The following is a 24,350-nucleotide window of genomic DNA, read 5'->3' on the forward strand; positions in this document are numbered from 1 at the left end:
GGAGAGCTCCCCATGACCGACCATCCGCTCCGCAACACGCCCGCGATGGACGCCTTCTGGATGCCGTTCACGGCCAACCGCCAGTTCAAGGCGGCGCCGCGCCTGCTCGTCTCGGCCGAGGGCATGCACTACACCGCCGACGACGGCCGCAAAGTCCTCGACGGCTCCGCGGGCCTCTGGTGCGTCAACGCCGGCCACGGGCGGCGGGGCATCGCGGCGGCCGTGGAGCGCCAGCTCGCGACGCTCGACTTCGCCCCGACCTTCCAGATGGGCCACCCGATCGCGTTCGAATTCGCCGAGCGCCTCGCCGAGATCGCCCCGGGCGGTCCCGACAAGCGCCTCGACCGGGTGTTCTTCACCAATTCCGGCTCCGAATCGGTCGACACCGCCCTCAAGATCGCGCTCGCCTACCAGCGGGCGATCGGCCAGGGCACGCGCACCCGGCTGATCGGCCGCGAGCGCGGCTATCACGGTGTCGGCTTCGGCGGCCTGTCGGTCGGCGGCATCGTATCGAACCGGCGGGTCTTCCCGCAGCTCAACGGCACCGACCACCTGCGCCACACCCACGATCCGGCCCGCAACGCCTTCGTGAAGGGCCAGCCCGAGCACGGCGCGGAACTCGCCGAGGATCTGGAGCGGCTGGTGGCGCTCCATGGGGCCGAGACCATCGCGGCCTGCATCGTCGAGCCGGTGGCGGGCTCCACCGGCGTGCTGGTGCCGCCGAAGGGCTATCTCGAGCGCCTGCGCGAGATCTGCACCAAGCACGGCATCCTGCTGATCTTCGACGAGGTCATCTCGGGCTTCGGGCGCCTCGGCGCGCCCTTCGCGACCGATTTCTTCGGCGTCGTCCCCGACCTCGTGACCAGCGCCAAGGGCCTGACCAACGGCACCGTGCCGATGGGCGCGGTCTTCGCGAGCCGCGCGGTCCACGACGCGCTGATGCAGGGTCCGGACGGGATCGAGCTGTTCCACGGCTACACCTATTCCGGCCACCCGATCGCCTGCGCGGCGGGCCTCGCGACGCTGGACATCTACCGGGAGGAGGGTCTGCTCACCCGCGTCGCCGACATCGCCGACGACTGGGCGGCGGCGATCCACGACCTGCGCGGGCGCAAGAACGTCATCGACATCCGCACCATCGGGCTGGTGGCCGGCATCGAGCTGGCGCCGCGCCCGGACGCGCCGGGCAAGCGCGCCTACGACGTGTTCGTCGATTGCTTCGAGCGCGGCCTGCTCACCCGGGTCACCGGCGACATCCTCGCGCTCTCGCCGCCGCTGATCATCGAGCGCGGCCAGATCGGCGAGATCGTCGACATCCTCGGCGCGGCGATCGACCGGGTCGCCTGAGGGCTTTGGATCGGGGTTTCCAAAGGGCGAGCCCTTTGGTGGGTTGTCAGGGCAAAGCCCTGACGGATTTCCGGGCTCCGCCCTAGACCCGCGAAAGGGCTCGCCCTTTCGAAACCATGACGTGAGCCTGCCGCATAGGTGCCTGCCCTACACGGTGGGGTTGTCGCGATGCCACCCAGGCCCACCTGCCCCGGACCCGGATTCCAGTCGGGAACGAGGTTTCCTATGTCGAACACCGCCCTGATCGTCGGCGCCAGCGGGATCGTCGGCAGCGCCACCGCGGCGCTGCTCCAGCAGGAGGGCTGGCGCGTCGCCGGCCTCGCGCGCCACCCGGTGCCGCAGGACGGCGTCGAGCCGGTGGCCGGCGACCTGCAGGATCCGGCCTCGCTGGAGCGGGCGTTGGCTGAGATCGCGCCGAGCCATGTGTTTCTCGCGACCTGGCAGCGGCGGCCCACCGAGGCGGAGATGATCCGCGTCAACCGGGCGATGATCGAGAACCTGCTCGATGCGCTCCGCCCGAAGAAGCGCGTGCGCCACGTCGCCCTGGTGACCGGGCTGAAGCACTATCTCGGCCCGTTCGAGGCCTACGGCAAAGGCACCCTGCCGCAGACGCCGTTCCGCGAGGATCAGGGCCGGCTCGACATCGAGAATTTTTATTACGCGCAGGAGGATGCGGTGTTCGCGGCGAGCGCGCGCGACGGCTTCACCTGGAGCGTCCACCGCCCGCACACGATCATCGGCAAGGCGGTTGGCAACGCCATGAACATGGGCACGACGCTGGCCTGCTACGCCACCCTGTGCCGGGAGCTGGGGCGGCCCTTCATCTTCCCGGGCTCGGCCGCACAGTGGAACGGGCTCACCGACATGACCGATGCGCGGCTGCTCGCCCGTCACCTGCTCTGGGCCTCCACCGAGCCCAAGGCCGCCAACGAGGCGTTCAATGTCGTCGACGGCGACGTCTTCCGCTGGAGCTGGATGTGGGGCCGGATCGCCGCGTGGTTCGGGATCGAGCCGGTGCCGTTCGACGGCACGCACCGGCCGCTGGAGCCCCGGATGGCGCAGGACGGCCCGGCCTGGGCGGAGATCGCGCAGCGCTACGGATTGGCCGAGCCGGACCTCGAAAAGCTCGCGTCGCCCTGGCACACGGATGCCGATCTCGGCCGGCCGATCGAGGTCGTCACCGACATGAGCAAGAGCCGGCGGCTGGGCTTCACGGCGTATCAGCCGACCGACGACGCGTTCTACGATCTGTTCGCCCAGCTCCGCGCGGACCGGCTGATTCCCTGACGGAAGACCACGCCGTCATCGCGAGCGCAGCAAGGCGCCCCAGGGCGGTGCGCGATTTCAATCCGTGCGCGACCCTGGATTGCTTCGCTCCGCTCGCAAGGACGACGGATCACCCGGCCTTGCGCTCCGTCCCGCACCACTCCGCCACGAACAGCGCCATGGTGGTCGTGATCCGCTTCACGGAGGCGAGGCTCACGCGCTCGTCGAAGCCGTGGATGTTCTGCGAGGTCGGGCCGTAGCAGAGGGCCGGCACCCGGTCGTAGAGGGCGTGGACCCGGGTATCGAGATAGCCCGCCGTCATGAAGCTCTGGAGCGGCGCGCCGATCGCCCGCTCGTGGGCGCGGCCGAGCACCGCCTCGGCCTCGGAGCCCTCCTCCAGGACGTAGCCCTCGGCGAAGAAGCCGTTGAAGACCACGCGCGGCGGGCTGTTGGCCAGGAACGGGTCGGTGCGGGAGAAGCTGGCCACCGCGGCCTCGATCTCGGCGGCGGCCTGCCCGGCGCTCACGCCCGGATAGAGCGCGACCCGGCAATGGATCCGGCACCAGGCGGGGACCGAGGAGGCCCAGTCGCCGCCCTCGATCTTGCCGATATTGAGGTTGATCGGGTGGTCCTCGGTCTCGAAATGCGGATGCGCCGCCTTCTCGGCGTTCCAGCGGGCCTCGACCGCGCGCAGCGCGCCGATCACCCGATAGGTGGCGTCGATCGCGTTGGCGCCCGCCCCCATCTCGCGGACATGGACCGGCACGCCGCGCACCTCGACGGTGAACCACAGCACGCCGGTATTGGCGCGGACGAGCTTCTCGTCCTCCGGCTCGGGGATCAGCACGGCGTCGGCCCGGTAGCCGCGCAGGTGGGTCATCAGGGCGCCGTTGCCGGTGGATTCCTCCTCGACCACCGACTGCACCGTCACCGAGGCCGCCGGCTGGAGCCCGAGGCGGGCGAGCGCGTCGAGAGCGAACAGGTTGGCGGCGTGTCCGGCCTTCATGTCGCCGGCGCCGCGGCCATACATCCAGTCGCCCTGGATCACCGGGTCGAAGGGCCGATGGGTCCAGAGGTCGAGGGGGCCGGGCGGCACCACGTCGACATGGGCCTGCAGGATCAGCGAGCGGCCGGTCTCGGTTGCCGGCCGGTGGTGGCAGACGACGATCGGCGCATCCGAATGGTGCGCGGCGTCGATTTTCGAGCCGCCCGGATGGGCCGCGATGGCGTCCCGGTCCATGGCGAAGCGCTCGGTGGCGTAGCCCCGGGCGCGGAACTGGTCGAACACGTAATCCTGGCAGGCATGCTCTTCACCCCGCAGGGAGGCGAACCGGACCAGCGCCTGCGTGTGCGCGACCTGATCGGCAAAACCCTCCGCCACGGAGGCTTCGATCTCGGCGGCGAGGGTGGGGTCGAGGGCCATGGGAACTCCGAACCGTTTCGGCCGGAGGAGGCGCCCGGGCCCGGGCCGCTGTCAACCGGCGGTTGGTGACAGCACGGTTCGTGCCGGCCCGCCCGATCCTGGATCAGGGGGGGCCGGGCGGGCGCTCAGCAAAGCGTGACTGCGCAGGGGCGGGATCCGCCGGAACCTTGGCGTTGCCAAAGGTTTAGCGTGACGGCAAACCATCGCGGTTTCGCAGTCGGAGTCGCACATGCGTATCGGTCTGGTCTCGGTCCTGTCCGGCCTGCTCCTGTGGGCCGCCGTCCCTGCTTCCGCCGACGTGCTGATCAACGTCGACAAGAGCACGCAGCGCATGGAGGTCACGGTCGACGGGCAGCCCCGCTATTCCTGGCCCGTCTCGACCGGCGTCGAGAGCTACGACACCCCCTCCGGGTCCTACCGCCCCTTCCGGATGGAGCGCACGCACTTCTCGAAGGAGTGGGACGACGCGCCCATGCCCTTCGCGATGTTCTTCACCAATCAGGGCCACGCCATCCACGGCACCAACCATGTCCGCAATCTCGGGCGGGCGGCCTCCCACGGCTGCGTGCGCCTGTCGGTGCGCAACGCCGCCACCCTGTTCAACCTCGTGAAGGCGGAGGGCATGGGCCGGACCCGCGTGGTGATCGAGGGCGCCGACATGCCGGTGGCCGAGGGCGGTCCGCGCGGGATCCGCATCGCCCGGCACCGCAGCCCCTATGGGGACGCGCTGCAGGCAGATGGCGACCAGATGGGCCGCCGGCCGCTGTCGGTCTACGGCCGCCCCATCGCCCCGCCCGCCTACGCGCCGGCGGTGGTCTACGGCGACCCGGCCGACCTCGATGCGCTGGAAAACTGGTAGAAATCGGCGCAACAGGCGCTTCGGGAGAGGCGCCAGAACGCGCTCCGGCGAAGCGGATACCGGTTCGGCATAAAAAGCGGCCCAACAGGGGCTTCGAGCCCTGCGCCATGGCAAGGCCCACGGTACACGGCAGTGCTCGGTGCAGGGCAAGCCAACCAACCTCCCGATCCCGAGGTGACCGCGTCAGCGGGCCTCGAAGGAGGGCTCCAGGGATCGCACGGCCAGAGGGCTCCGCTCCGCTTCGGCACCTCAGGATGAGGGGGGATCGGACGGCCGGTCCACGGCATCCCGGCCTGCCCTTCTCAGGCGTTCGGGCTGGCTGCGAGGATCGCGATTCGTGGCTCTGAAGTCCCGAGCGGGCGCCGCCTTTTCCCTTCCCCACAAGACGGAGGAGCGCGCGCTCGGCCCCTGTCCCGGTGCTTCCGCAACACCGTGAAAGGGCGGGGGCTTCCCGGCCTTCGCAGACTGCGGGCAACGCGATCAGGCATGGCTCCAAGTGGTTCCGCGCGCGCCGGCGGGAACCCAGCGTATTGTCCAGTCGCACTCCCGGAGCTGCCGGGTCGATGGGCCGGTTTGATCCACATCAAGGCTCCGGGAGATCTGCGCCGTAAGGCTGCGTGCGTAGCCAGAGCCGGGGACCGCACATGCGCGACCGGCCGATCGAGCGCCGGACCATGCCCTTCACTGTGCCGCGGATACCGAAGATCTTGATGCCCGGTGGCGCCGTCGGCTGGCGCGCGGGCGCCGACCGGCCCCCCGGCGGAGCGCCCCGGTCGCGGCGCCCCACCCCGCGGCCCCTGCTCTGACGCGGCCCCGACGGCTGCCACGCGGCCCCTTCGGCCCCGGCCGGAGGGCGTGCCCCCGACGACACCCGCCCGCGAATCCCGCTCCCTCCGCCAAGCGCGAAAGCCCCGGCCTCATGACCTACACGACCACCAACCCCTACACGGGCGAGGTTCTGGCGACCTTTCCGACGCTGACCGACGACGGGGTCGCGCACGCCCTCGACGCCGCCCATGCGGCGTTCCTCGCCTGGCGCGAGACCTCCTTCGCCACGCGCCGCACGATCCTGCAGCGGGCGGCCGACCTCCTCCGCGCGCGGGCCGACGACCATGCCCGGCTGCTCACGCTCGAGATGGGCAAGCTGTTCACCGAGGCCAAGGCCGAGATCGAGCTGTCGGCGAAGATCTTCGAATACTACGTCCACCATGCCGAACGGCTGCTTCAGCCCGAGCGGCTGACGGTCGCCGACCCGGCCGAGGGCGAGGCGATCCTGGTGCACGAGCCCCTGGGCGTGCTCCTCGCCATCGAGCCGTGGAACTTCCCCTTCTATCAGGTCGCCCGGATCGCCGCCCCGCAGCTCTCGGCCGGCAACACGGTGCTGCTGAAGCACGCCGCCAACGTCCCGCAATGCGCGGCCGCCTTCGCGACGCTCCTGCGCGAGGCCGGGCTTCCGGACGGGGGCTTCACGAACCTCTACGTCACGCGCGCGCAGCTCGAAACGATCATCGACGATCCGCGCGTCTGCGGCGTGGCGCTGACGGGTTCGGAGGGCGCGGGCGCCGCGGTGGCGGTCCAGGCCGGGCGGGCGCTCAAGAAGTCGACCCTGGAACTCGGCGGCGCCGACGCCTTCGTGGTGCTGGCCGACGCGGATCTGGACAAGACCGCCCGCTGGGCGGTGATCGGCCGGCACTGGAACGCCGGCCAGGTCTGCGTCTCGTCCAAGCGCATGATCGTCGTCGATGCGGTCTACGACGCGTTCCTCGAACGCTACCGCGCGGGCGTGGCCGGACTGGTCGCCGGCGATCCCTTCGATCCGCGCACGACCCTGGCGCCGCTCTCCTCGCAGGGGGCGGCCGACGAGCTCCGGGAGAAGGTCCGGCAGGCCGTGGATCACGGCGCCCGGGCCGAGGCGGTCGGTCCGCCGGTGCCGAACCGGGGCGCCTTCATGCAGCCGACGATCCTGACCGGGATCGCGCCCGACAACCCGGCGCGCGATTGGGAGTTCTTCGGCCCGGTCTCCATGGTGTTCCGCGCCGCCGACGAGGCCGAGGCGATCCGCATCGCCAACGATTCGCCCTACGGCCTGGGCGGGTCGGTCTTCACCGGCGACCCGCAGCACGGGATCGACGTCGCCCGGAAGATCTCGACCGGCATGGTCTTCGTCAACCACCCGACCAAGGTCGAGGCGGACCTGCCCTTCGGGGGGATCCGCCGGTCGGGCTACGGGCGCGAGCTGCTGGGGCTCGGGCTCAAGGAATTCGTCAATCACAAGCTGATCGCGGCCGTCGATATCGACGCGCGGTTCTGACGGGCGCCATCGCGGCGAGGCACAGGAGAGTTTCATGGCAAGGACGATGAAGGCGGCCGTGGTCCGCGCGTTCGGAGAGCGCCTCGCCATCGAGGAGGTGCCGGTGCCGACGCCGGGCGCCGGCCAGATCCTGGTCAAGATTGCCGCCACCGGCGTCTGCCACACCGATCTGCACGCCGCCGAGGGCGACTGGCCGGTCAAGCCGAAGCCGCCCTTCATTCCCGGCCATGAGGGCGTCGGCCACGTCGCCGCGGTGGGCGCCGGGGTGAAGCACGTCCGGGAGGGCGACCGGGTCGGCGTCCCGTGGCTCTACACCGCCTGCGGCCATTGCCGGCACTGCCTGGGCGGCTGGGAGACCCTGTGCGAGGAGCAGCAGAACACCGGCTACTCGGTCAACGGCAGCTTCGCCGAATACGTCGTCGCCGACCCGAACTATGTCGGGCACCTGCCGGACGCGGTGCCGTTCGTGGAGATCGCGCCGATCCTGTGCGCGGGGGTGACCGTGTACAAGGGCCTCAAGGTCACCGACACGAAGCCGGGCGACTGGGTCGTGATCTCCGGCATCGGCGGCCTCGGCCATCTGGCGGTCCAGTACGCCACCGCGATGGGGCTGAACGTCGTCGCGGTCGATATCGACGACGCCAAGCTGGCCCTGGCCCGGGACCTCGGCGCGGCGGTGACGATCAACGCGCGCACGGAGGATCCGGTCGCCGGCGTCCGGAAGCAGGTCGGGGGCGCCCGGGGCGTCCTGGTCACGGCGGTCTCGCCCAAGGCGTTCCAGCAGGCGCTCGGCATGGTCGACCGGGGCGGCACGGTGTCGCTGAACGGCCTGCCGCCCGGCGACTTCCCGCTCTCGATCTTCGACACCGTCCTCAACGGCGTCACGGTGCGGGGATCGATCGTCGGCACCCGGCTCGATCTGCAGGAGGCGCTCGACTTCGCGGGCGCCGGCAAGGTCAAGGCCACGGTGGCGACCGACCGCCTGGACAACATCAACGCGATCTTCGCGCGGATGCACAAGGGCGACATCCAGGGCCGCATCGTGCTCGACTTCGGGTGAGACCGGCGGCCCGCTCCGCACCGGTTCGGCAGGACGGCGGGAGGAAAATCACCCCCCGTGGTCCGGAGCCATTGCCGAGACGGCGATCCCGGCCTAGCTCCTCCGCGGCCATCAGAGCCCGCGCGGCCCCTGCCGCGACCTGAGACGGACGGAGACACCCCGAGATGCCCTTCGCTTTCTGCCGGTCCCTCCCCCTCGCCGTCCTGGCGCTGGCCGCGGCCACCGTGCCGGGCTATGCCCTGGAGGTGACGCGCTCGGCCGACATCGCCGCCCCCCCGGCCAAGGTCTGGCAGACGATCGGCGAGTTCTGCGGCATCGGCGACTGGCACCCGGCCATCGACAAATGCGTCCTGTCCGACAAGGACGGCATGAAGGTCCGCACGCTGAGCCTGAAGGGTGGCGGCACCATCAAGGAGGAGCAGGTCTCCCGGGACGACAAGGTGATGAGCTACACCTACACGATCCTGGAGAGCCCGCTGCCGGTCTCGGACTACAAGTCGACCCTCTCGGTCGCCCCCGCGGGCTCCGGCTCGAAGGTGACCTGGACCGGCACGTTCAACGCCAAGGGCGCCCCCGACACGGTCGCGGTCGATGCGATCCAGGGCATCTACGATTCCGGGCTGAAGGCGCTCGCCGACAAGGCGAAGTAGGCGCGCTCACGATCCGGCGCGCGCCGTTGAACCGGAATGGTGGCCGCGCGCGCCAACCCGCTCCCATGACAGCAAAATCCCGCAGGCGCGGCATCCCCTGCCCCGCGTCGTAAACCGCCACGGCGTGTCGCGGCGGCGATTGACCCACTGCCAAGCTCGGCCCAAAACCCGGGCGGCGCAGCCCCCGCGCCGCAACAGGATGATCGCCGTGCCCGCGTCCCGTCTCCCGATGCGCCTCAGCCTCGCCGCCCTTGCGGTCGCTGCGCTGGCGGCCTGCCAGCAGCGTGCCACCCCGGCGGTCACGGAGCCCGCGCCCGTCATCCCCGCCCCGCTGGCCCTGCCGACCGGCAGCGGCTGCGGCCCCGAGATCGCGCGCACCAAGGCGATCGTCGACAGCGACGTGGCCACCGGGAATCTCAACAAGCCCGTGGGCGATCGCTTCAACGCCGACCTCGCCCACGCCGCCGCGGAATGCTCGGCCGGCAAGTCGGGCGAGGCCCTGCATCTCCTGGCCGCCGCCAAGAGCCGGTACGGCTACCGCTGAGCCGTCCCCGGGGGCGCGCCGGGCTCCGGCGCGATCCCCGGGACCGCACGGAGGGGTGCCGCGGGCCGACCGCCTCGACGAAGCCGGGTTCGCGGCCGTCGCGGAGCGTCTGCGGGACCGCAGGGCTACGCGCGACGACGCTCCCGATCCGGTTCCCGCAGCAGAACGGCGGCGATTGCCCGATCCCGAGTACGCAGCACCGGCCGGGGCTCCCCGGTTCGCCCTGCACCGGATCGGCGATTGAACGACGCCGGCCCCGGCGTTCAGATCACGAACAGCAGGTTCAGCCCGGCCCGCCGGAACCCTTCCTCGGCGATCTTGAGGTCGAGCCCGTAGGACGCGATGTCGTCCGCCACCGGGTCGAGACTCGGCGCCCGGTGCTGGTGCAGGTGCTTGATGTAGCTGTGGCAGGTCGTGCAGGTCTCGACCTGGATGTCCTTCGAGACTTCGTCGAGGCTGTAATAGCTGACGCCCTCGCCCGCGCCGCAGGCGGTGCAGCGGATCCGGACGTGGTTCCAATACGTGCCGCACAGCGAGCAGCTGAGGTACCGGGCCTTGTCGGCCGGGGTCCAGCCGACGATCACGCTCGCCACCGGGGCGCCGCCGCAGCACGGGCAGACGCCGTCCGCCACCGGCTTCAGGGTCTTGGTGTCGAGCCGCGCGGCCTGCTCGGCGAGCCGGACCTGCAGCGCCGCCGAGACGAACACGCATTCGGCGATGCGGTCCACCGGCAGCGCGCCCTCGAAGACCTGCAGGGCGAGGTCGAAGCGGTCCTCCCGGGACGCCGCCCGCAAGAAGGCGCGCGCCGCCGCGGAGGCCTCGGGCGCGGTCGTGAGATCCAGAGCGTCGAGCAGCGCCAGCAGAGACGCGTCGAAGCCGGAATCGGCCTCCAGGCTGTGCCGCGACAGGGGCGGCATCCCGTGCTCGCTCCGCAGCGCCAGATCGGCGCCGTCCGGCGGCGGCGGGAGCGCGACCTTGGCCTGGATCTTATCCTGTGCCCGGGCGACCGCCGCCACGAACCGGAGATAGGCCTCCAGCGGGTGGCCGGGGGCGGCCTCGTCCAGGCGCGCCGCGCGGTCGGCGAACAGGGTCGTCGGATCCGGCAGGCGCACGAACGGCACCGAGCCGGAGATCCCGATCTTGTCGGGATCGGGCTTCAGCTCGTTGAAGTCGCGACGGCGGGGCTTGGGCGCCTCGGCTTGCGTCGCAGCCTTGTCCGTGGCCGCGGGTTTCCGCTTGAAGAAATTGGCCACGAATCAGGATCCGCGCTTGTCCACCGAGCCGTGGCGCGCCTTGCCGCCGGCGATCTGCCGGAACCACTTGCGGTGATGCCGGTAGGCCCAGCCGCCGGTCACCGTCCCGCGGACCATGGCCCGGCCGGTGCCCCGCACCCAGATGCCCGCGTAGATGTGCACCACGATGATGGCGATGGCGACCACGGCGGCGAGCGAGTGGGCGAGGAGCGCCCAGCGCTGCGTCTCGATCGAGGTCAGCCCGCCGAAATAGGTGTTCCAGATCACGAGGCCGCTGACGAACATCACGCCGATCAGTGCGGTCTGGCCCCAGAACACGCCCTTCTGGCCGGCATTGTACTTGCCGAGTTCCGGCAACCGGTCCTCGCGGTTGGTGACCACGTCGCCGATACGCTTGGTCCACTCGACATCGTCCTTGTTGGGGATGTTGAGCTTCCAGAAGCGCACGAACAGGAAGAAGAAGCTGACGGCCAGCGCCACGCCGAGCCACGGGTGGATCGTGCGGGTCGCCTGCCCGCCGCCGAACAGGCCGGTCAGCGAGAACAGGTAGGGCGTGAACATCGCCAGCCCCGAGAGGGTCAGCAGGGAGAACAGGATCGCGGTGATCCAGTGGTTCACGCGCTGCACGCCCGAGTAGCGCGGGACGTACATCACCTCCGGCGCCTCCGACTTGGCGTGGTGGAGGGGGCGGGAATCGCCGTCCCGGATGTCGCTGTGGATCGTCATCGGCCTTCTCGCGCCTGATGCGGTGCCGACCCCGCGCGGCGGAGGTGGCTCTGAAACTCAAGATAGGGTGGGACGGCCGTGCCGTCTCCATCCTGTCGCTTCCGGCCCCACATCTCTCCCTCCCCCTCCGCGGGGGAGGGTGGCCCGATGGGCGCCCTCTGCGTCAGCAGGGGGCGGGAGCGGGGAGCACGGTTTCCGGAGAGAAGGCGACCTGCATGAAGGCTCTTGCCTCCTTTTGCACCGTCGCTCCCCTCTCCCGACCCGCTCCGCGGGCCGCCCTCCCCGCGAAAGGGGGAGCGGCCGTCGCGTCTCAGTGCGGCCGGGCCTCGCCGCCGCCGGTCTCGCGGCGCTTGGCCTCATCGTACTCGACCGCCTCTTCCTCTTCCTCGGGCACGACCTCGTTCGGGCCGGCCGTCACGTAGTGGAAGAAGCCCGCGACCGCCGCAAACCCCATCGCGGCGAGGCCGAACACCTTGGCCCCGCCCTTCCAGAAGGCGACGAGCGGCGAGATCTTCGGGTCGTTCGGCAGGCCGGCATAGAGGCTCGGCTGGTCGGCGTGGTGCAGCACGTACATGACGTGCGTGCCGCCGACGCCGGCCGGGTCGTAGAGGCCGGCATGTTCGAAGCCGCGCGATTTCAGGTCCTCGACGCGAGTCTGGGCCTGATCGATCATGGCCTGCTTGGTGCCGAACATGATCGAGCCGGTCGGGCAGGCCTTGGCGCAGGCCGGAGCCTGCCCCACCGCCACCCGGTCCGAGCACAGGGTGCACTTGTACGCCTTGTGGTCGGTCTGGCTGATGCGCGGGATGTTGAACGGGCAGCCCTTCACGCAGTAGCCGCAGCCGATGCAGTTCTCCTCGATGAAGTCGACGATGCCGTTGGAGTACTGCACGATCGCGCCGGGCGACGGGCAGGCCTTGAGGCAGCCCGGCTCGGTGCAGTGCATGCAGCCGTCCTTGCGGATCAGCCATTCGAGGTGATTGGTCTCCGGGTTCTCGTACTCGGTGAACCGCATCAGCGTCCACGACTTCGGCGTGAGGTCGTGGGGGTTCTGGTAGGTGCCCGTGTTGACACCGATGTCGTCGCGCAGGTCGTTCCACTCCTCGCAGGCCGATTGGCAGGCCTTGCAGCCGATGCACTTCGACACGTCGATGAGCTTGGCGACCTCCGTCTGGCGGCGGATCTCCGGCGGCGTCTCCGTGGAGGCGGAGCGCTGGCGGATGTCGAGGGAGCTGTAGTCAGCCATGTCTGCCGCTCCCCCTTACGCGACCGCGTCCGACGGAGGCGTGGTCGGCTCGATGTTCACGAGCCAGGCCTTGAACTCCGGCGTCTCGGTGTTCGCGTCGCCCACGACCGGCGTGAGCGAGTTCGGGTGCCATCCTTTCTTGGTCAGGCCCATGAAGCCCCAGTGCTGCGGGATGCCGACGACGTGGACGGGCTTGCCGTCGCAGATCAGCGGCTTGATCCGCTTGGTCACCAGGGCCTTGGCCTTGAGCGAGCCGCGCTTCGACCAGACTCGGACCCACGAGCCCTTGGCGATGCCCTTCTCCCTGGCGAGCTCCTCCGAGATCTCCACGAAGGGCTCCGGCTGGAGGATCGCGTTGATCCGGGCGTGCTTGGTCCACCCGTGGAAGTGCTCGGTCAGGCGGTAGCTCGTCGCCGCGTAGGGGAATTCCTGCGCGTCGCCGAGATCGGCCAGGTCGTCCTTGAAGATGCGGGCCGCCGGCGCCCCCTTGATCCGCGGGAAGGCGACGTTCTGCACCGGGGACTCGAAGGGCTCGTAATGCGTCGGGAACGGCCCGTCGCGCATGAGGCCGCGGGTCCACAGGCGGGCGACGCCCTCCTGGTTCAGGATGAACGGGCCGACGCCCTTATCGGGGGCGACGGTGACGCCGTAATCCGGCACGTCGAAGCCGATCCACTGCTTGCCGTTCCACTCGATGAGCTTCTTCTTCTCCGACCACGGACGTCCCTCGGGGTCGCACGAGGCGCGGTTGTAGAGCACGCGCCGGTTGGCCGGCCACGCGAAGGCCCAGTTCGGGGCGATGCCGCGGTCGCCGGGATCGGTATTGTCCCGGCGGGCCATCATGTTGCCCTTCTCGGTGTAGCAGCCGGAGTAGATCCAGCAGCCGCAGGCCGTGGTTCCATCGTCCTTGAGCTGGGCGAAGCCGTCGACCTGCTTGCCCGCCGGGATGATCGTCCCGTTGAGGTCCGGGGTCGGCGCCAGCGTGTAGCCGTTGAGCTCGCGGGCGAGTTCCGTCGGCGTGGGCGACTCGGCGATCGCGTAGTCCCACTTCAGATTGACGATCGGGTCCGGGAAGGCCCCGCCGTCCTTCTTGTAGGCCGCCTTCATGCGCAGGAAGATCTCCGACATGATCTCGATGTCGGAGCGGCACTCGCCCGGCGCGTCCTGCGCCTGCCAGTGCCACTGCAGCCAGCGGCTGGAGTTCGAGAGCGAGCCTTCCTCCTCCACGAACAGGGTGGTCGGCAGCTCGAACACCTCGGTCTGGATCTTGGTCGGATCGACGTCGTTGTACTCGCCGTGATTCTCCCAGAACCGGGCGGTCTCGGTCTTGAGCGGATCCATCACCACGATGAACTTCATCTTGGAGAAGGCTTCCGTCATCTTGGCGCGATTCGGGAACGTCATCAGGCAGTTGAAGCCCTGGATGATGTAGCCGGTCATCTTGCCTTGCTTGGCGAGCTCGAACCCGCGCAGCACGTCGTAGGTCGGCACGTCGAGCTTGGGCAGGTAATCGTACGCCCAGTCGTTCTCCTTGGTGGCGTGATCGCCCCACATCGCCTTCTGGAACGAGACGAAGAACTTGTTGTAGTTCTGCCAGTAGCTCGTCTGTCCCGGACGCAGCGGCTTGAACTGCCGCTTGGCGATGTAGCTCGCGTAGTCGGGCTCCTTCTCCACCGGGATGTTCAGATAGCCGGGGATGAGGTTGCTCATCAGCCCGATATCGGTCAGCCCCTGGATGTTGGAGTGGCCGCGCAGGGCCTGCAGGCCGCCGCCGAGCACGCCGAGATTGCCCAGCAGAGATTGCACGATGCACATCGAGCGGATGTTCTGCGAGCCCTTGGAGTGGTGCGTCCAGCCGAGCGCGTAGAGCGAGGCCATCGACTTCTCGGGGGAGGCCGTGGTCGCCATCAGCTCGCAGACCTTCAGGAAGGTCTCCTTGGGCGAGCCGCAGATCTTCTCGACCATCTCCGGGGTGTAGAGCGCGACGTGCTTCTTCAGGAGCTGCATCACGCAGCGCGGGTGCTGCATCGTCTCGTCGACCACGGCGTAGCCGTCCGGGCCGATCTCGTAGTCCCAGGTGGACTTGTCGTAGTCGCGCTTGTCCGCGTCGTAGCCCGCGAACAGCCCGTCCTGGAAGTCGTAGCCCTCGCGGACCACGTACCCGGCATTGGTGTAGGCGGAGACGTAGCGGTGCTGCAGCTTGTCGTTGTCGATCAGGTACTTGGCCACACCCGACAGGAACGCGATGTCGGTCCCCGGCCGGATCGGGCAGTAGAGATCGGCCACCGACGCCGTGCGGGTGAAGCGCGGATCGACGACGATCAGCTTGGCATTGTTATGGGCTTTCGCCTCCACGACCCACTTGAAGCCGCAGGGATGCGCCTCGGCGGCATTGCCGCCCATCACGGTGATCACGTCCGCGTGCTTGATGTCCATCCAGAGGTTGGTCATCGCACCGCGTCCGAAGGAGGGCGCCAAACTGGCGACCGACGGACCGTGTNAAACCCTGGCCTGATTGTCGAAGACCAGGGCCCCCATGCTTCGGACTGTCTTGTAGGTCAGCCACGCCGTCTCGTTGGTGGTGGCCGAGGCCCCGAGGAACCCCATCGTGGTCCAGCGGTTGACCGTGAGGTCGCCGTTCTTGGCCACGAAGTTCTTGTCGCGGTCCTCCTTCATCAACTGCGCGATGCGGTCGAGGGCGAAGTCCCAGGACACGCGCTTGAACTCGGAGGAGCCCGGGGCGCGGTAGAGCGGGTACTTGGTGCGCGTCTCGGCGTGCACGAAGTCGAGCAGCGCCGAGCCCTTCGGGCAGAGCGTGCCGCGGTTGATCGGATGGTCGGGATCGCCCTCGATATGCATCACCGAGGAGCGTGCGTTCTTCGAACGGTCTCCGAGGCTGTAGAGGATGACGCCGCACGCGACCGAGCAGTACGGGCAGGTGTTGCGGGTCTCGCGCATCTGCGCGAGCTTGAAGGGCCGCACCGCGGCGGCCATGGCGGGCTCGAGGCCGCCGAATCCGAGTGCGCCCAGCGAGCCGCCCGCGAGGCCGGCCCCGGCCCCCTTGAGCAGGCCACGCCTTGAGACCTGGACCGTCATCTTCGCTCCGTAACAGCGATCTGGTATAGTTCCAGGGTGTCCCAAAAAAGCGTGCGCAAGGCAAGTGCGGTTGCGTGCCACAGACCTGACACGCGTCAGGGCCTGTGTTGCGCGCAGCGCAGCACGTTCGCTCGTCTTGTTGTCGTTCTCTTAGGAAACGGGGTCTTTACTTGCTTGGTGCGGCCGGATTCGCCCCGGATGGGCTCGCCGTGCGGTGATCGAGGGGCGCCTGGGGCTCCGTTGCCGACGAGCCCCCGGGCTTGGCGTTGGGCACCGGGCGATCCGCATTCTCCTTGATCGACTGGCCGCCGGGATTCGGAGCATCCTTGGCCGCCGATTGCTCCCGCGGAACCGGAGCTTGGCTCCAGCCGTCCTGGGCGCTCCTGGATTTATCGCCCATCGCGTCGACACCCTTGATCTCGCCCGGCTTCGTCTGGGCGAATCCCGGCGTAGCGGCCATCGTCACGGCGAGGATGGCGAGTGTCGTCAAGGCGATCGGGCGGGACACGCGAGGCTCCGGGCAGCTGGGTTGTCTCAAGGGCGGGCAACGTATCCCCCGCCGCGCCAGTTCCGGCCTGCGACAGCCGCGTCAGAGATCCCAGCGCCCGGGCGAGGCGGATCCGATTCGCACCGGGCGCAGTGACGGGTCCTTAACCACGCTCTGCGACTCTCGCGCAGAACCGCCGCGGGGATGTCTCATCATGTCGAAGCCGCATCCCGAGCGTCCGTCTCCTGCGGAATCGAGACCCGACGCACCGCCCCTGGCCGCAGGCATCCGCCGCCATCTCGGACGGACCCTTCGCTCCCACTACGCCGATTCCCTCGCGGCGCCGGTGAGCCGGCGCCTGGAAGCCCTCATCGCGCAGCTCGCCAAGCCGAAGGGCTGATCGGGGCTGCGACCGCTGGCTTTCCGGTCGCCGCCATCGCGGCGCCGGGCCGCGCTCGACGTGTGCTGGCGCACATCAGATCGTTCGTTCTATAAAACTTCCTGGGACGCTGAGATTCTTCCCCGCTTGGCGGCGACGGGAGAAGATCCATGCATTCCGACGGCCTAGGGTGCTGATGGTGCTTGCTTTCCGGCCGGTTCCGCCGATCTTGCGGTGGACGGCAGGCTCAGCAAGAGCGCGTCCCCAGCTTGACATCGTTCGGTAGAAAGAACGATTTCGTTTGCTTCCGGGGTCTTTCTGCCCTGTGACGCACTGCGACTGGCCGGGGATCGAACGTGATGAAGAACGCTGCCGCGCGTGGGCGAGGTGTCCGGGCGATCGGCCTGTCGCTGCTGGCGGGCGCCGGGCTGTGGGCCGGCATGGGTCTGGCCTGCGCCGAGACAGCGCTGCTCAACGTTTCCTACGATCCGACCCGCGAACTCTATCGGGATATCAACGCCGCCTTCGCGGAGGAGTGGAAGGCCAAGACCGGCGAGGCGATCACGGTGCGGGCCTCGCATGGCGGCTCGGGGGCGCAGGCGCGCACGGTGATCGACGGGGTCGAGGCCGATGTGGTCACCCTCGGCATCCCGTCCGACATCGACGCGATCGCCAAGCTCACCCACAAGATCCCGGAGGATTGGCGCAGCAAGCTGCCGAACACGGCGACGCCCTATACCTCGACCGTGGTGTTCCTCGTCCGCAAGGGCAACCCCAAGGGCGTCAAGGACTGGGCCGACCTCGTGAAGCCCGACGTCAAGGTGATCACCCCGAACCCGAAGACGTCCGCGGGCGGGCGCTGGAACTTCCTCGCCGCCTGGGGCTACGCCTACAATCAGGACAAGGACGCCGCCAAGGCCGACGCCTTCGTGGGGCAGGTCTACAAGAACGTGCCGGTGCTCGACACCGGTGCCCGCGGCTCGACCGTGACCTTCGCGCAGCGCGGGCTCGGCGACGTGCTGCCCACCTGGGAGAACGAGGCCTACTTGGTCCTCCAGGAGTTCGGTGCGGAAAAATTCGACATCGTCTCGCCGCCGAGCTCGATCTACGCCGAGCCGCCGGTGGCCCTCGTGGCGGCCAATGCCGAGCGCAAGGGAACGACGAAGGCCGCGCAGGCCTATCTCGACTTCCTCTACACCGACCGCGCGCAGGCGATCTTCGCCAAGCACCATTACCGGCCGATCAAGCGGGAGGCGGCGGCCCCGGCCGATCTCGCGCAGCTGCCCGAGATCAAGCTGTTCAAGATCGAGGACCTGCAGGGTTCCTGGGACGAGATCCAGAAGCGGAACTTCGACGCCGGCGGTCTGTTCGACCGTCTGAGCCGGGCCGGCCGCTGAGACTCGAACCATGGTCGAGACGCCCCGTCCCAGAAGGACATTCCGTCGGCCGAGCGTGATCCCGGGTTTCGGGATCAGCTTCGGCTACACGCTGGCCTGCCTCGGCCTGATCGTCCTGCTGCCGCTCGCCGGCCTCGTGGTGAAGGCCTCGGGGCTCGGCCTGTCGGGCATCTGGAATGTCGCCACCGATCCCCGGGTGGCGAGCGCCCTGCGGATCAGCTTCGGCGTTTCGGCGCTGGCCGCGCTCGTGGCCTCGGCCTTCGGCTTCCTGGTGGCCTGGGTGCTGACCCGCTACCGCTTCCCGGGCCGCAAGCTCGTCGACGCGGCCGTGGACCTGCCCTTCGCGCTGCCGACCGCGGTGGCCGGCATCGCGCTGGCCTCGCTCTACGCGCCGGACGGGCTGCTCGGGGCGCCGCTCGCGCGGCTCGGCATCCAGGCGGCCTACACGCCGGTGGGCATCTTCATCGCCATGGTGTTCATCGGCCTGCCCTTCGCGGTACGGACCGTGCAGCCGCTCATCGCCGAGATCGACAAGGAGATCGAGGAGGCTTCCGCGACGCTGGGCGCCACGCGGCTCGCCACCCTCACCAAGGTGGTGCTGCCGCCGCTGATCCCCGCGGTGCTCACCGGCTTCGCCCTCGCCTTCGCCCGGGGGGTCGGCGAGTACGGCTCGATCATCTTCATCGCCGGCAACCTGCCCTACGTCTCGGAGATCGCGCCGCTGCTGATCGTCATCAAGCTGTCCGAGTTCGATTACGGCGGCGCGGCGGCCATCGCCACGATCATGCTCGGGATCTCGTTCCTGACGCTGCTCGCCATCAACCTCATCCAGGCCTGGTCACGGCGGCGGTTCGGCTATGTCTGAGATCTTTTCGCCCGCCTTCGTGCCGGCTTCGAAGCCGGCCTCGGCCGCCTCCGAGGGCGCAGCCACCCGCGTGGTCCTGATCGGGATCGCGGTGGTGTTCCTGGCGCTGTTCCTGGTCCTGCCGCTGTTCGCGGTCTTCATCCAGGCCTTCTCGAAGGGGCTCGGCGCGTTCCTGGACGCGTTCCGGGAGCCCGACGCCTGGAGCGCGATCCGCCTGACGCTGACCGTGGCGGCGATCGCGGTGCCGTTCAACGTGGTGTTCGGGCTGGCGGCCTCCTGGGCGATCGCCAAGTTCGAGTTCCCCGGCAAGGCCCTGCTGATCACCCTGATCGACCTGCCGTTCTCGGTCTCGCCGGTGGTCTCCGGCCTGATCTACGTGCTGCTGTTCGGCTCGCAGGGCCTGTTCGGCTCCTGGCTGATCGACCACGGGGTCCAGATCCTGTTCGCGCTGCCCGGCATCGTGCTCGCGACGGTGTTCGTGACCTTCCCGTTCGTCGCCCGCGAGCTGATCCCGCTGATGCAGGAGCAGGGCACCGCCGAGGAGGAGGCGGCGCTGACGCTCGGCGCCTCGGGCCTGCACGCGTTCCGCACGGTCACACTGCCCAATATCCGCTGGGGCCTGCTCTACAGCGTGCTCCTCTGCAATGCCCGGGCGATGGGCGAATTCGGAGCGGTGTCGGTGGTGTCGGGCCACATCCGCGGCCTGACCAACACCATCCCACTCCACGTGGAGATCCTCTACAATGAGTACAACTTCGTCGCCGCATTCGCCGTCGCTTCGCTCCTTGCCGTCCTCGCCCTCATCACCCTCGTCCTCAAATCCTTCCTCGAATGGCGCTTCGCCGGCGAGCTCGCGCACGGCCGGGCGCACTGACAGCCCCTTGGATCGCACCTCCACGGCGATCCGGGTCGAGAACGTCTCGAAGACCTTCGACACGGCGGCGGTGCTGCACGACCTGTCGCTCGACGTGCGGGCGGGCGAGCTGATCGGCCTGCTCGGCCCCTCGGGCTCGGGCAAGACGACGCTGCTGCGCATCATCGCCGGGCTCGACGGGCCGGACCGGGGCCGGATCCTGTTCGGCGACGACGACGCCACTGGGCTCGCCGTGCAGGAGCGGGCGGTGGGCTTCGTGTTCCAGCACTACGCCCTGTTCAAGCACATGAGCGTGGCCGACAACATCGCCTATGGTCTGAACGCGCGCCGCCGCGCCGACCGGCCGGCCAAGGTGGAGATCAAGCGCCGGGTTGGCGACCTGCTCGACCTGATCCGGCTCTCGGGGTTCGGCGACCGCTACCCGTCGCAGCTCTCCGGCGGCCAGCGCCAGCGGGTGGCGCTGGCACGCGCGCTGGCGGTCGAGCCGCGGGTGCTGCTGCTCGACGAGCCCTTCGGCGCGCTGGACGCCCAGGTCCGTAAGGACCTGCGCCGCTGGCTGCGCGAGATCCACGACCGCACCGGCCAGACCACGATCTTCGTGACCCACGACCAGGACGAGGCGCTGGAATTGTCCGACCGGGTGGCGGTGCTGGATCGCGGTCGCCTGGAGCAGGTCGGCACGCCGGACGAGGTGCAGGAGCATCCGGCCTCCGCCACGGTGATGAAGTTCCTGGGCGACTCGGTCGAGGTCGAGGCGATCGCCGAGGGCGGCCGGGTGCTGGTGCGGGGCCGCGAGACGCCGGTCATCGCGTCGGCCGGCACCATCGGCCCCGTGAAGCTCTACGTGCGGCCCTGGCAGCTGCAGCTCGCCGAGCCCGAATCGGCGCACCTATCCGGCACCGTGCGGAGTTCCTACCGGACGCAGGGGCGCCAGCGGATCGAGGTGGCCGACGCCGAGGGCCGCGTGCTGGCGGTGGAGGATTCCGATGGCGTGCGCTACGCCGCCGGGCACCCGGTCGGGCTGCGGATCAACGGGGGGCATGTGTTCGGGTGAGGCTCGTCAGCGAAAGCGCAGCATCCTAGGCTTCCACGCATGACCGCACCGAGTCGCGAACCCGCCCCCGACATCCTCGCCGCCATCGGCCAGACACCGCTGATCCGCCTGCGCCGGGCCTCCGAGGAGACCGGCTGCGCCATCTACGGCAAGGCCGAGTTCCTCAATCCCGGCCTGTCGGTGAAGGACCGTGCGGCGCTCTCGATCGTGCGCGACGCCGAGGCGAAGGGCCTGATCCGGCCGGGCGGCACCATCGTGGAGGGCACGGCCGGCAATACCGGCATCGGCCTCGCCCTGGTGGCCTCGGTGCGCGGCTACCGGACGCTGATCGTCATCCCGGTCACCCAGTCCGAGGAGAAGAAGCAGACCCTGCGGCTGGCGGGCGCGCGTCTGGTCGAGGTGCCGGCCGTGCCCTTCGCCAATCCGAACAACTACGTTCACGTCGCCCGGCGCCTCGCCGAAAAGCTCGCCGCCACCGAGCCGGCGGGCGCCTTCTTCGCCGACCAGTTCGACAACGTCGCCAACCGGCAGGCGCATGTGGACGGCACCGGCCCCGAAATCTGGGCGCAGACCGGCGGCCGGGTCGACGGCTTCGTCTGCGCGGCCGGGACCGGGGGCACGCTGGCCGGCACCGCCGAGGCCCTGCGCGCCCGCAATCCGCAGGTGACAATCGCGCTGTCGGATCCCGAGGGCTCGGCCCTCTACGCGCACTACACCACCGGCACCCTGAAGGCCGAGGGATCCTCCATCACGGAGGGGATCGGCCAGGGACGCATCACCAAGAACCTCGAAGGCTTCACCCCGGATCACGCCTTCCGCGTCCCGGACCGGGAGGCCCTCGACATCGTCTTCGGCCTGATGCGAGAAGAGGGGCTGTCGCTCGGCGGCTCGTCGGGGATCAACGTCGCCGGGGCGATCCGGCTGGCCCGGGAGCTCGGGCCCGGCCACACCATCGTGACGATCCTGTGCGACGGGGCGGCGCGCTACGCCTCGAAACTGTTCAACCCCGCCTTCCTCACCGAGCGCAACCTGCCGGTTCCAGGCTGGCTCGACGCTCCGCAGGATCCGCTGCCGGACTGGCACGCCTGACCGGCCGGGGGCCATCCGCACTTTTCCAAGAAAAGCTTGGGCGGATATTGAACGGAACGGATTGTCGCAGCGTTTGAACGGTCACGCTCGCACCAGCGCGACCGTTCGGAGTGCTCGCCAGATGTCCCTCGTCACTATTCTGCTCATCATCCTCATCATCCTGGCCTTCGGCGGCGGCGGCTTCCTGGGCGGCGGCGCCTATCGCGGTCCGGGCTTCGGCCTCGGCGGCATCCTGCTGATCGTCCTGATCGTCCTGCTGGTCACCGGCCGGCTTTAAGCCACGGATATCGGCGCATCGTCCTGGGCCAGACTCCCAGGGCGATGCACGAGAGCCCCTGGCGATGAGCTGTCGTCAGATGTGATCGCTGGATTCCAAAGGGCTCCAGCCCTTTGGCGGGTTGCCAGGGCAGAGCCCTGGTCTTCGGGCGCAGCCCGACAATCGGCTTCAGCGGCAGGCAATCCCCACCACTGCCCGCGCGAGGGCCGCGGGGCCGCCATCCGGGGGCGTCTTCGGCTCGGCGATGCCCTGGCCGATCAGGAAGGTGGTGATCGCCTGAACCGGCACCAGCGGCAGGCGCCCGGGCGGCACGATCCCGGCGACCCGGCGCGGCGTCGCCGGGTAACGGGCGAGGAGCCCGACGAGCTGTCCGGATCGGTCGAGCACCGGCGCACCGGCCGAGCCCGGCTGAAGGGCCGCGACGACATCGCCCGCGATGGCGGTGCCTGGGGCGGCCACAATCCCGTCCGCGCCCGGGGCCAGGGCGATCAGACCCTCCTCTGCGCCGACCGGCTTCGCCCGCGCCGCGGGCCGGAAGGGTGCGGGGCCCCCGGGCGCATCGAGAAGCGCGAGGCCGGACGGGTCGGCAGCGAGCGTGCGGGCCGGCGCCCCGCCGATCCGGGGCGCGGCACAGCCCGCCAGCACCGCGGAGGCCGTGAGCACCCGACCCGGCGCCACCGTGAGGCCGGCACCCGCGACTTCAGGATCCTGCGTCGCGACCGCGCCGGTCTCGGGGCGGCCCGGAGGCGCCGAGGGGATCGCGGCGACCGGACCGGGCGGCGCGGCTGCCTCCGGGAACGGCACGAAGGCATTCGCCACCGCGATCACCAGACGATCCACCTCCGGCGCCAGGGATTTGTCGTAGCCGAACAGGAAGCCGCGCACGCCCGCCGGCCCGGCGGCGTAGCGGATATAGGACAGGCCGGCCCCGGTCTCGGCGGTCACCACCACGAGGTCGGGCCGCCGCAGCTTGTAGGTCACCTTGTGATTCGGCCGCGGGGCGGTCGCCTTCTCGAACAGCGTGTCGAGGGTCTCGGTCTCCGGCGGGTAGGCGCGGGTCTCCAGGGTGACGCGCCCGTCCTGGCTCTGCCAGCGGGTGCCGAAAGCAAGGGTGGTGCGCTTCGACAGCAGGCGCTCGGGCACGCCCATCACCGTAAAGCTGCCGGGATCCGGGGCGATCCGGAAGCGCGCCGCGTTCCGGGCCGCCGCGCCCGCCTCCAGCAGGGCCGACCGGCCGCGCGGATCGAGGGGATCGGCGCCAGGGGTGCGGGCGCGATAGGCGTTGAGCGCCTCGAAGGTCCGGCGCCCGAATGCGCCCGACACCACGGCGTTGAAGTCGCCGGTCCAGACGAGGGCGTCCTGGATCGCCTTCCGGTCCGGCTCGGGCAGGGCCTCGAACGTCGCCTTCGCAGACTCGAAGGCGGGATCGACCGGTGCCGCAGGGGACGGCGCCGGCCGCAGCTGGCTTTGCGCGGCGGCGGGTCCGGAGCCGAGCAGCAGCGCCAGCAGAATTGCAGCCGGCCGGCGACCCCACCGCGACGCACCCGAATCCATGACCGCCCTCCCCGCCCGGAATCTGGCAGAGGCGGCCGCGACGGACCAGATCGCCTCCGACGACGGCATCAGGCGCCGTGCGCCCACCGCCGGGATGCGCTACAGGACGGATGTCCGGTCCGGGGCGGCGGCCGGACGGCCCGATCGGCCCTCCGGCCACGCGATGCCGCCACGGTTCGACGCGGAGCCCGGCATGACCGACACGAGCAACACCTTCAAGAAGGCGCCCAAGCGCAAGCCCGCCAAGGGCAAGAGCGTCAGCGTCTCCCCCGAGATGCGGCAGGCCTACGCCGACCTGATCCGCGAGCGCGCGGAGAAGGAGGAGACCTATGGCCGCCACCTGCCGCAGGACGAATCGCGGCGGCGCTGAGCCCGCTCCGCGGAGGCCGACAACGGCTCTACGCGGCCCTTCGTGATTCGAGTTTGAGGTTTCCCAAGGGCGAGCCCTTGGGCGGGGGTTCGGGGGCGGAGCCCCAGAGACCAGGGCTCCGCCCTGGACCCGCGAAAGGGCTCGCCCCAGCCCTTTTAAGGTGTTTGGGCTAGCTGCGAAAATCGCAAGTCGTGGCTCTAACATCCTGAAAGAGCACCGCCTT

22 protein-coding genes are annotated in these 24,350 nt (G+C 69.8%); 15 read left to right on the forward strand and 7 right to left on the reverse strand.

The window, feature by feature from the left end:
* The first annotated feature begins 12 nt into the window (after window positions 1-12).
* Window positions 13-1,347, forward strand: a complete 1,335-nt coding sequence (locus FVE89_RS28300) for an aspartate aminotransferase family protein (RefSeq protein ID WP_161393487.1) — start codon at window positions 13-15, stop codon at window positions 1,345-1,347.
* A gap of 225 nt (window positions 1,348-1,572) precedes the next feature.
* Window positions 1,573-2,634: an SDR family oxidoreductase gene (locus FVE89_RS28305; RefSeq protein ID WP_161393488.1), complete on the forward strand. Its 1,062-nt coding sequence runs from the start codon at window positions 1,573-1,575 to the stop codon at window positions 2,632-2,634.
* A gap of 109 nt (window positions 2,635-2,743) precedes the next feature.
* Here the strand turns inward: FVE89_RS28305 and FVE89_RS28310 are convergent, their stop codons facing one another.
* On the reverse strand, window positions 2,744-4,036 hold the full coding sequence (locus FVE89_RS28310; protein ID WP_161393489.1) for an ArgE/DapE family deacylase: 1,293 nt from the start codon (window positions 4,034-4,036) through the stop codon (window positions 2,744-2,746).
* Window positions 4,037-4,265: 229 nt separating this feature from the next.
* Between FVE89_RS28310 and FVE89_RS28315 the strand changes: the two genes are divergently transcribed.
* The 5 genes from FVE89_RS28315 (at window position 4,266) to FVE89_RS28335 (ending at window position 9,460) form a co-directional block, all read left to right on the forward strand.
* Window positions 4,266-4,895 carry a L,D-transpeptidase gene (locus tag FVE89_RS28315; protein WP_161393490.1) on the forward strand — a complete coding sequence of 210 codons (630 nt, stop codon included), beginning with the start codon at window positions 4,266-4,268 and terminating at the stop codon, window positions 4,893-4,895.
* A 919-nt stretch (window positions 4,896-5,814) separates the two neighbouring features.
* Window positions 5,815-7,206 carry an NAD-dependent succinate-semialdehyde dehydrogenase gene (locus tag FVE89_RS28320; protein ID WP_161393491.1) on the forward strand — a complete coding sequence of 464 codons (1,392 nt, stop codon included), beginning with the start codon at window positions 5,815-5,817 and terminating at the stop codon, window positions 7,204-7,206.
* Between the two features lie 34 nt (window positions 7,207-7,240).
* Complete coding sequence (gene adhP, locus FVE89_RS28325) at window positions 7,241-8,266, forward strand: alcohol dehydrogenase AdhP (RefSeq protein ID WP_161393492.1); 1,026 nt, start codon at window positions 7,241-7,243, stop codon at window positions 8,264-8,266.
* Between the two features lie 164 nt (window positions 8,267-8,430).
* Complete coding sequence (locus tag FVE89_RS28330; protein ID WP_161393493.1) at window positions 8,431-8,916, forward strand: SRPBCC family protein; 486 nt, start codon at window positions 8,431-8,433, stop codon at window positions 8,914-8,916.
* Window positions 8,917-9,115: 199 nt separating this feature from the next.
* On the forward strand, window positions 9,116-9,460 hold the full coding sequence (locus tag FVE89_RS28335) for a hypothetical protein (protein ID WP_161393494.1): 345 nt from the start codon (window positions 9,116-9,118) through the stop codon (window positions 9,458-9,460).
* A gap of 263 nt (window positions 9,461-9,723) precedes the next feature.
* On the opposite strand, the gene fdhE is transcribed toward FVE89_RS28335, so the two are convergent.
* The 5 genes from fdhE to FVE89_RS28360 all read right to left on the reverse strand — a co-directional run bounded on the left by fdhE (window position 9,724) and on the right by FVE89_RS28360 (window position 16,289).
* The gene (gene fdhE / locus FVE89_RS28340; RefSeq protein ID WP_161393495.1) at window positions 9,724-10,713 is read right to left on the reverse strand and encodes a formate dehydrogenase accessory protein FdhE; all 990 of its coding nucleotides are present in this window, start codon (window positions 10,711-10,713) and stop codon (window positions 9,724-9,726) included.
* A gap of 3 nt (window positions 10,714-10,716) precedes the next feature.
* On the reverse strand, window positions 10,717-11,439 hold the full coding sequence (locus FVE89_RS28345) for a formate dehydrogenase subunit gamma (protein WP_161393496.1): 723 nt from the start codon (window positions 11,437-11,439) through the stop codon (window positions 10,717-10,719).
* A gap of 310 nt (window positions 11,440-11,749) precedes the next feature.
* A complete protein-coding gene (gene fdxH / locus FVE89_RS28350; RefSeq protein WP_161393497.1) occupies window positions 11,750-12,685 on the reverse strand; it encodes a formate dehydrogenase subunit beta in 936 nt (311 codons plus the stop codon).
* Between the two features lie 15 nt (window positions 12,686-12,700).
* Window positions 12,701-15,781: a formate dehydrogenase-N subunit alpha gene (fdnG, locus tag FVE89_RS28355; protein WP_161393498.1), complete on the reverse strand. Its 3,081-nt coding sequence runs from the start codon at window positions 15,779-15,781 to the stop codon at window positions 12,701-12,703.
* 166 nt (window positions 15,782-15,947) lie between these two features.
* Window positions 15,948-16,289, reverse strand: a complete 342-nt coding sequence (locus tag FVE89_RS28360) for a hypothetical protein (RefSeq protein ID WP_342389983.1) — start codon at window positions 16,287-16,289, stop codon at window positions 15,948-15,950.
* A gap of 193 nt (window positions 16,290-16,482) precedes the next feature.
* On the opposite strand from FVE89_RS28360, the gene FVE89_RS28365 reads away from it, so the two are divergent.
* From FVE89_RS28365 to FVE89_RS28395, 7 genes are all read left to right on the forward strand, one after another.
* The gene (locus FVE89_RS28365; RefSeq protein ID WP_161393499.1) at window positions 16,483-16,668 is read left to right on the forward strand and encodes a hypothetical protein; all 186 of its coding nucleotides are present in this window, start codon (window positions 16,483-16,485) and stop codon (window positions 16,666-16,668) included.
* A gap of 338 nt (window positions 16,669-17,006) precedes the next feature.
* Window positions 17,007-18,044: a sulfate ABC transporter substrate-binding protein gene (locus FVE89_RS28370; protein WP_161393500.1), complete on the forward strand. Its 1,038-nt coding sequence runs from the start codon at window positions 17,007-17,009 to the stop codon at window positions 18,042-18,044.
* Window positions 18,045-18,054: 10 nt separating this feature from the next.
* On the forward strand, window positions 18,055-18,909 hold the full coding sequence (cysT, locus tag FVE89_RS28375; protein WP_161393501.1) for a sulfate ABC transporter permease subunit CysT: 855 nt from the start codon (window positions 18,055-18,057) through the stop codon (window positions 18,907-18,909).
* Window positions 18,902-19,783 (forward strand): sulfate ABC transporter permease subunit CysW, encoded by an 882-nt coding sequence (gene cysW / locus FVE89_RS28380; protein ID WP_161393502.1) that lies wholly within the window; start codon window positions 18,902-18,904, stop codon window positions 19,781-19,783. Before cysT ends, cysW begins: the two co-directional genes overlap by 8 nt.
* A gap of 28 nt (window positions 19,784-19,811) precedes the next feature.
* Window positions 19,812-20,837: a sulfate/molybdate ABC transporter ATP-binding protein gene (locus tag FVE89_RS28385; protein ID WP_161393509.1), complete on the forward strand. Its 1,026-nt coding sequence runs from the start codon at window positions 19,812-19,814 to the stop codon at window positions 20,835-20,837.
* A gap of 39 nt (window positions 20,838-20,876) precedes the next feature.
* Window positions 20,877-21,926, forward strand: coding sequence for a cysteine synthase A (locus FVE89_RS28390; protein WP_161393503.1), 1,050 nt, complete (start codon window positions 20,877-20,879; stop codon window positions 21,924-21,926).
* Window positions 21,927-22,047: 121 nt separating this feature from the next.
* A complete protein-coding gene (locus FVE89_RS28395) occupies window positions 22,048-22,203 on the forward strand; it encodes a hypothetical protein (protein WP_007563230.1) in 156 nt (51 codons plus the stop codon).
* A gap of 168 nt (window positions 22,204-22,371) precedes the next feature.
* On the opposite strand, the gene FVE89_RS28400 is transcribed toward FVE89_RS28395, so the two are convergent.
* On the reverse strand, window positions 22,372-23,757 hold the full coding sequence (locus tag FVE89_RS28400) for a serine protease (RefSeq protein WP_161393504.1): 1,386 nt from the start codon (window positions 23,755-23,757) through the stop codon (window positions 22,372-22,374).
* Here FVE89_RS28400 and FVE89_RS30730 point away from each other — a divergent pair.
* Entirely contained in the window at window positions 23,756-24,127 is a 372-nt protein-coding gene (locus tag FVE89_RS30730) for a hypothetical protein (protein WP_202131153.1), read from the forward strand. The genes FVE89_RS28400 and FVE89_RS30730 overlap by 2 nt on opposite strands.
* Window positions 24,128-24,350: the final 223 nt, after the last annotated feature.

The sequence above is a fragment of the Methylobacterium sp. 2A genome (assembly GCF_009806555.1).
Taxonomy (GTDB): domain Bacteria; phylum Pseudomonadota; class Alphaproteobacteria; order Rhizobiales; family Beijerinckiaceae; genus Methylobacterium.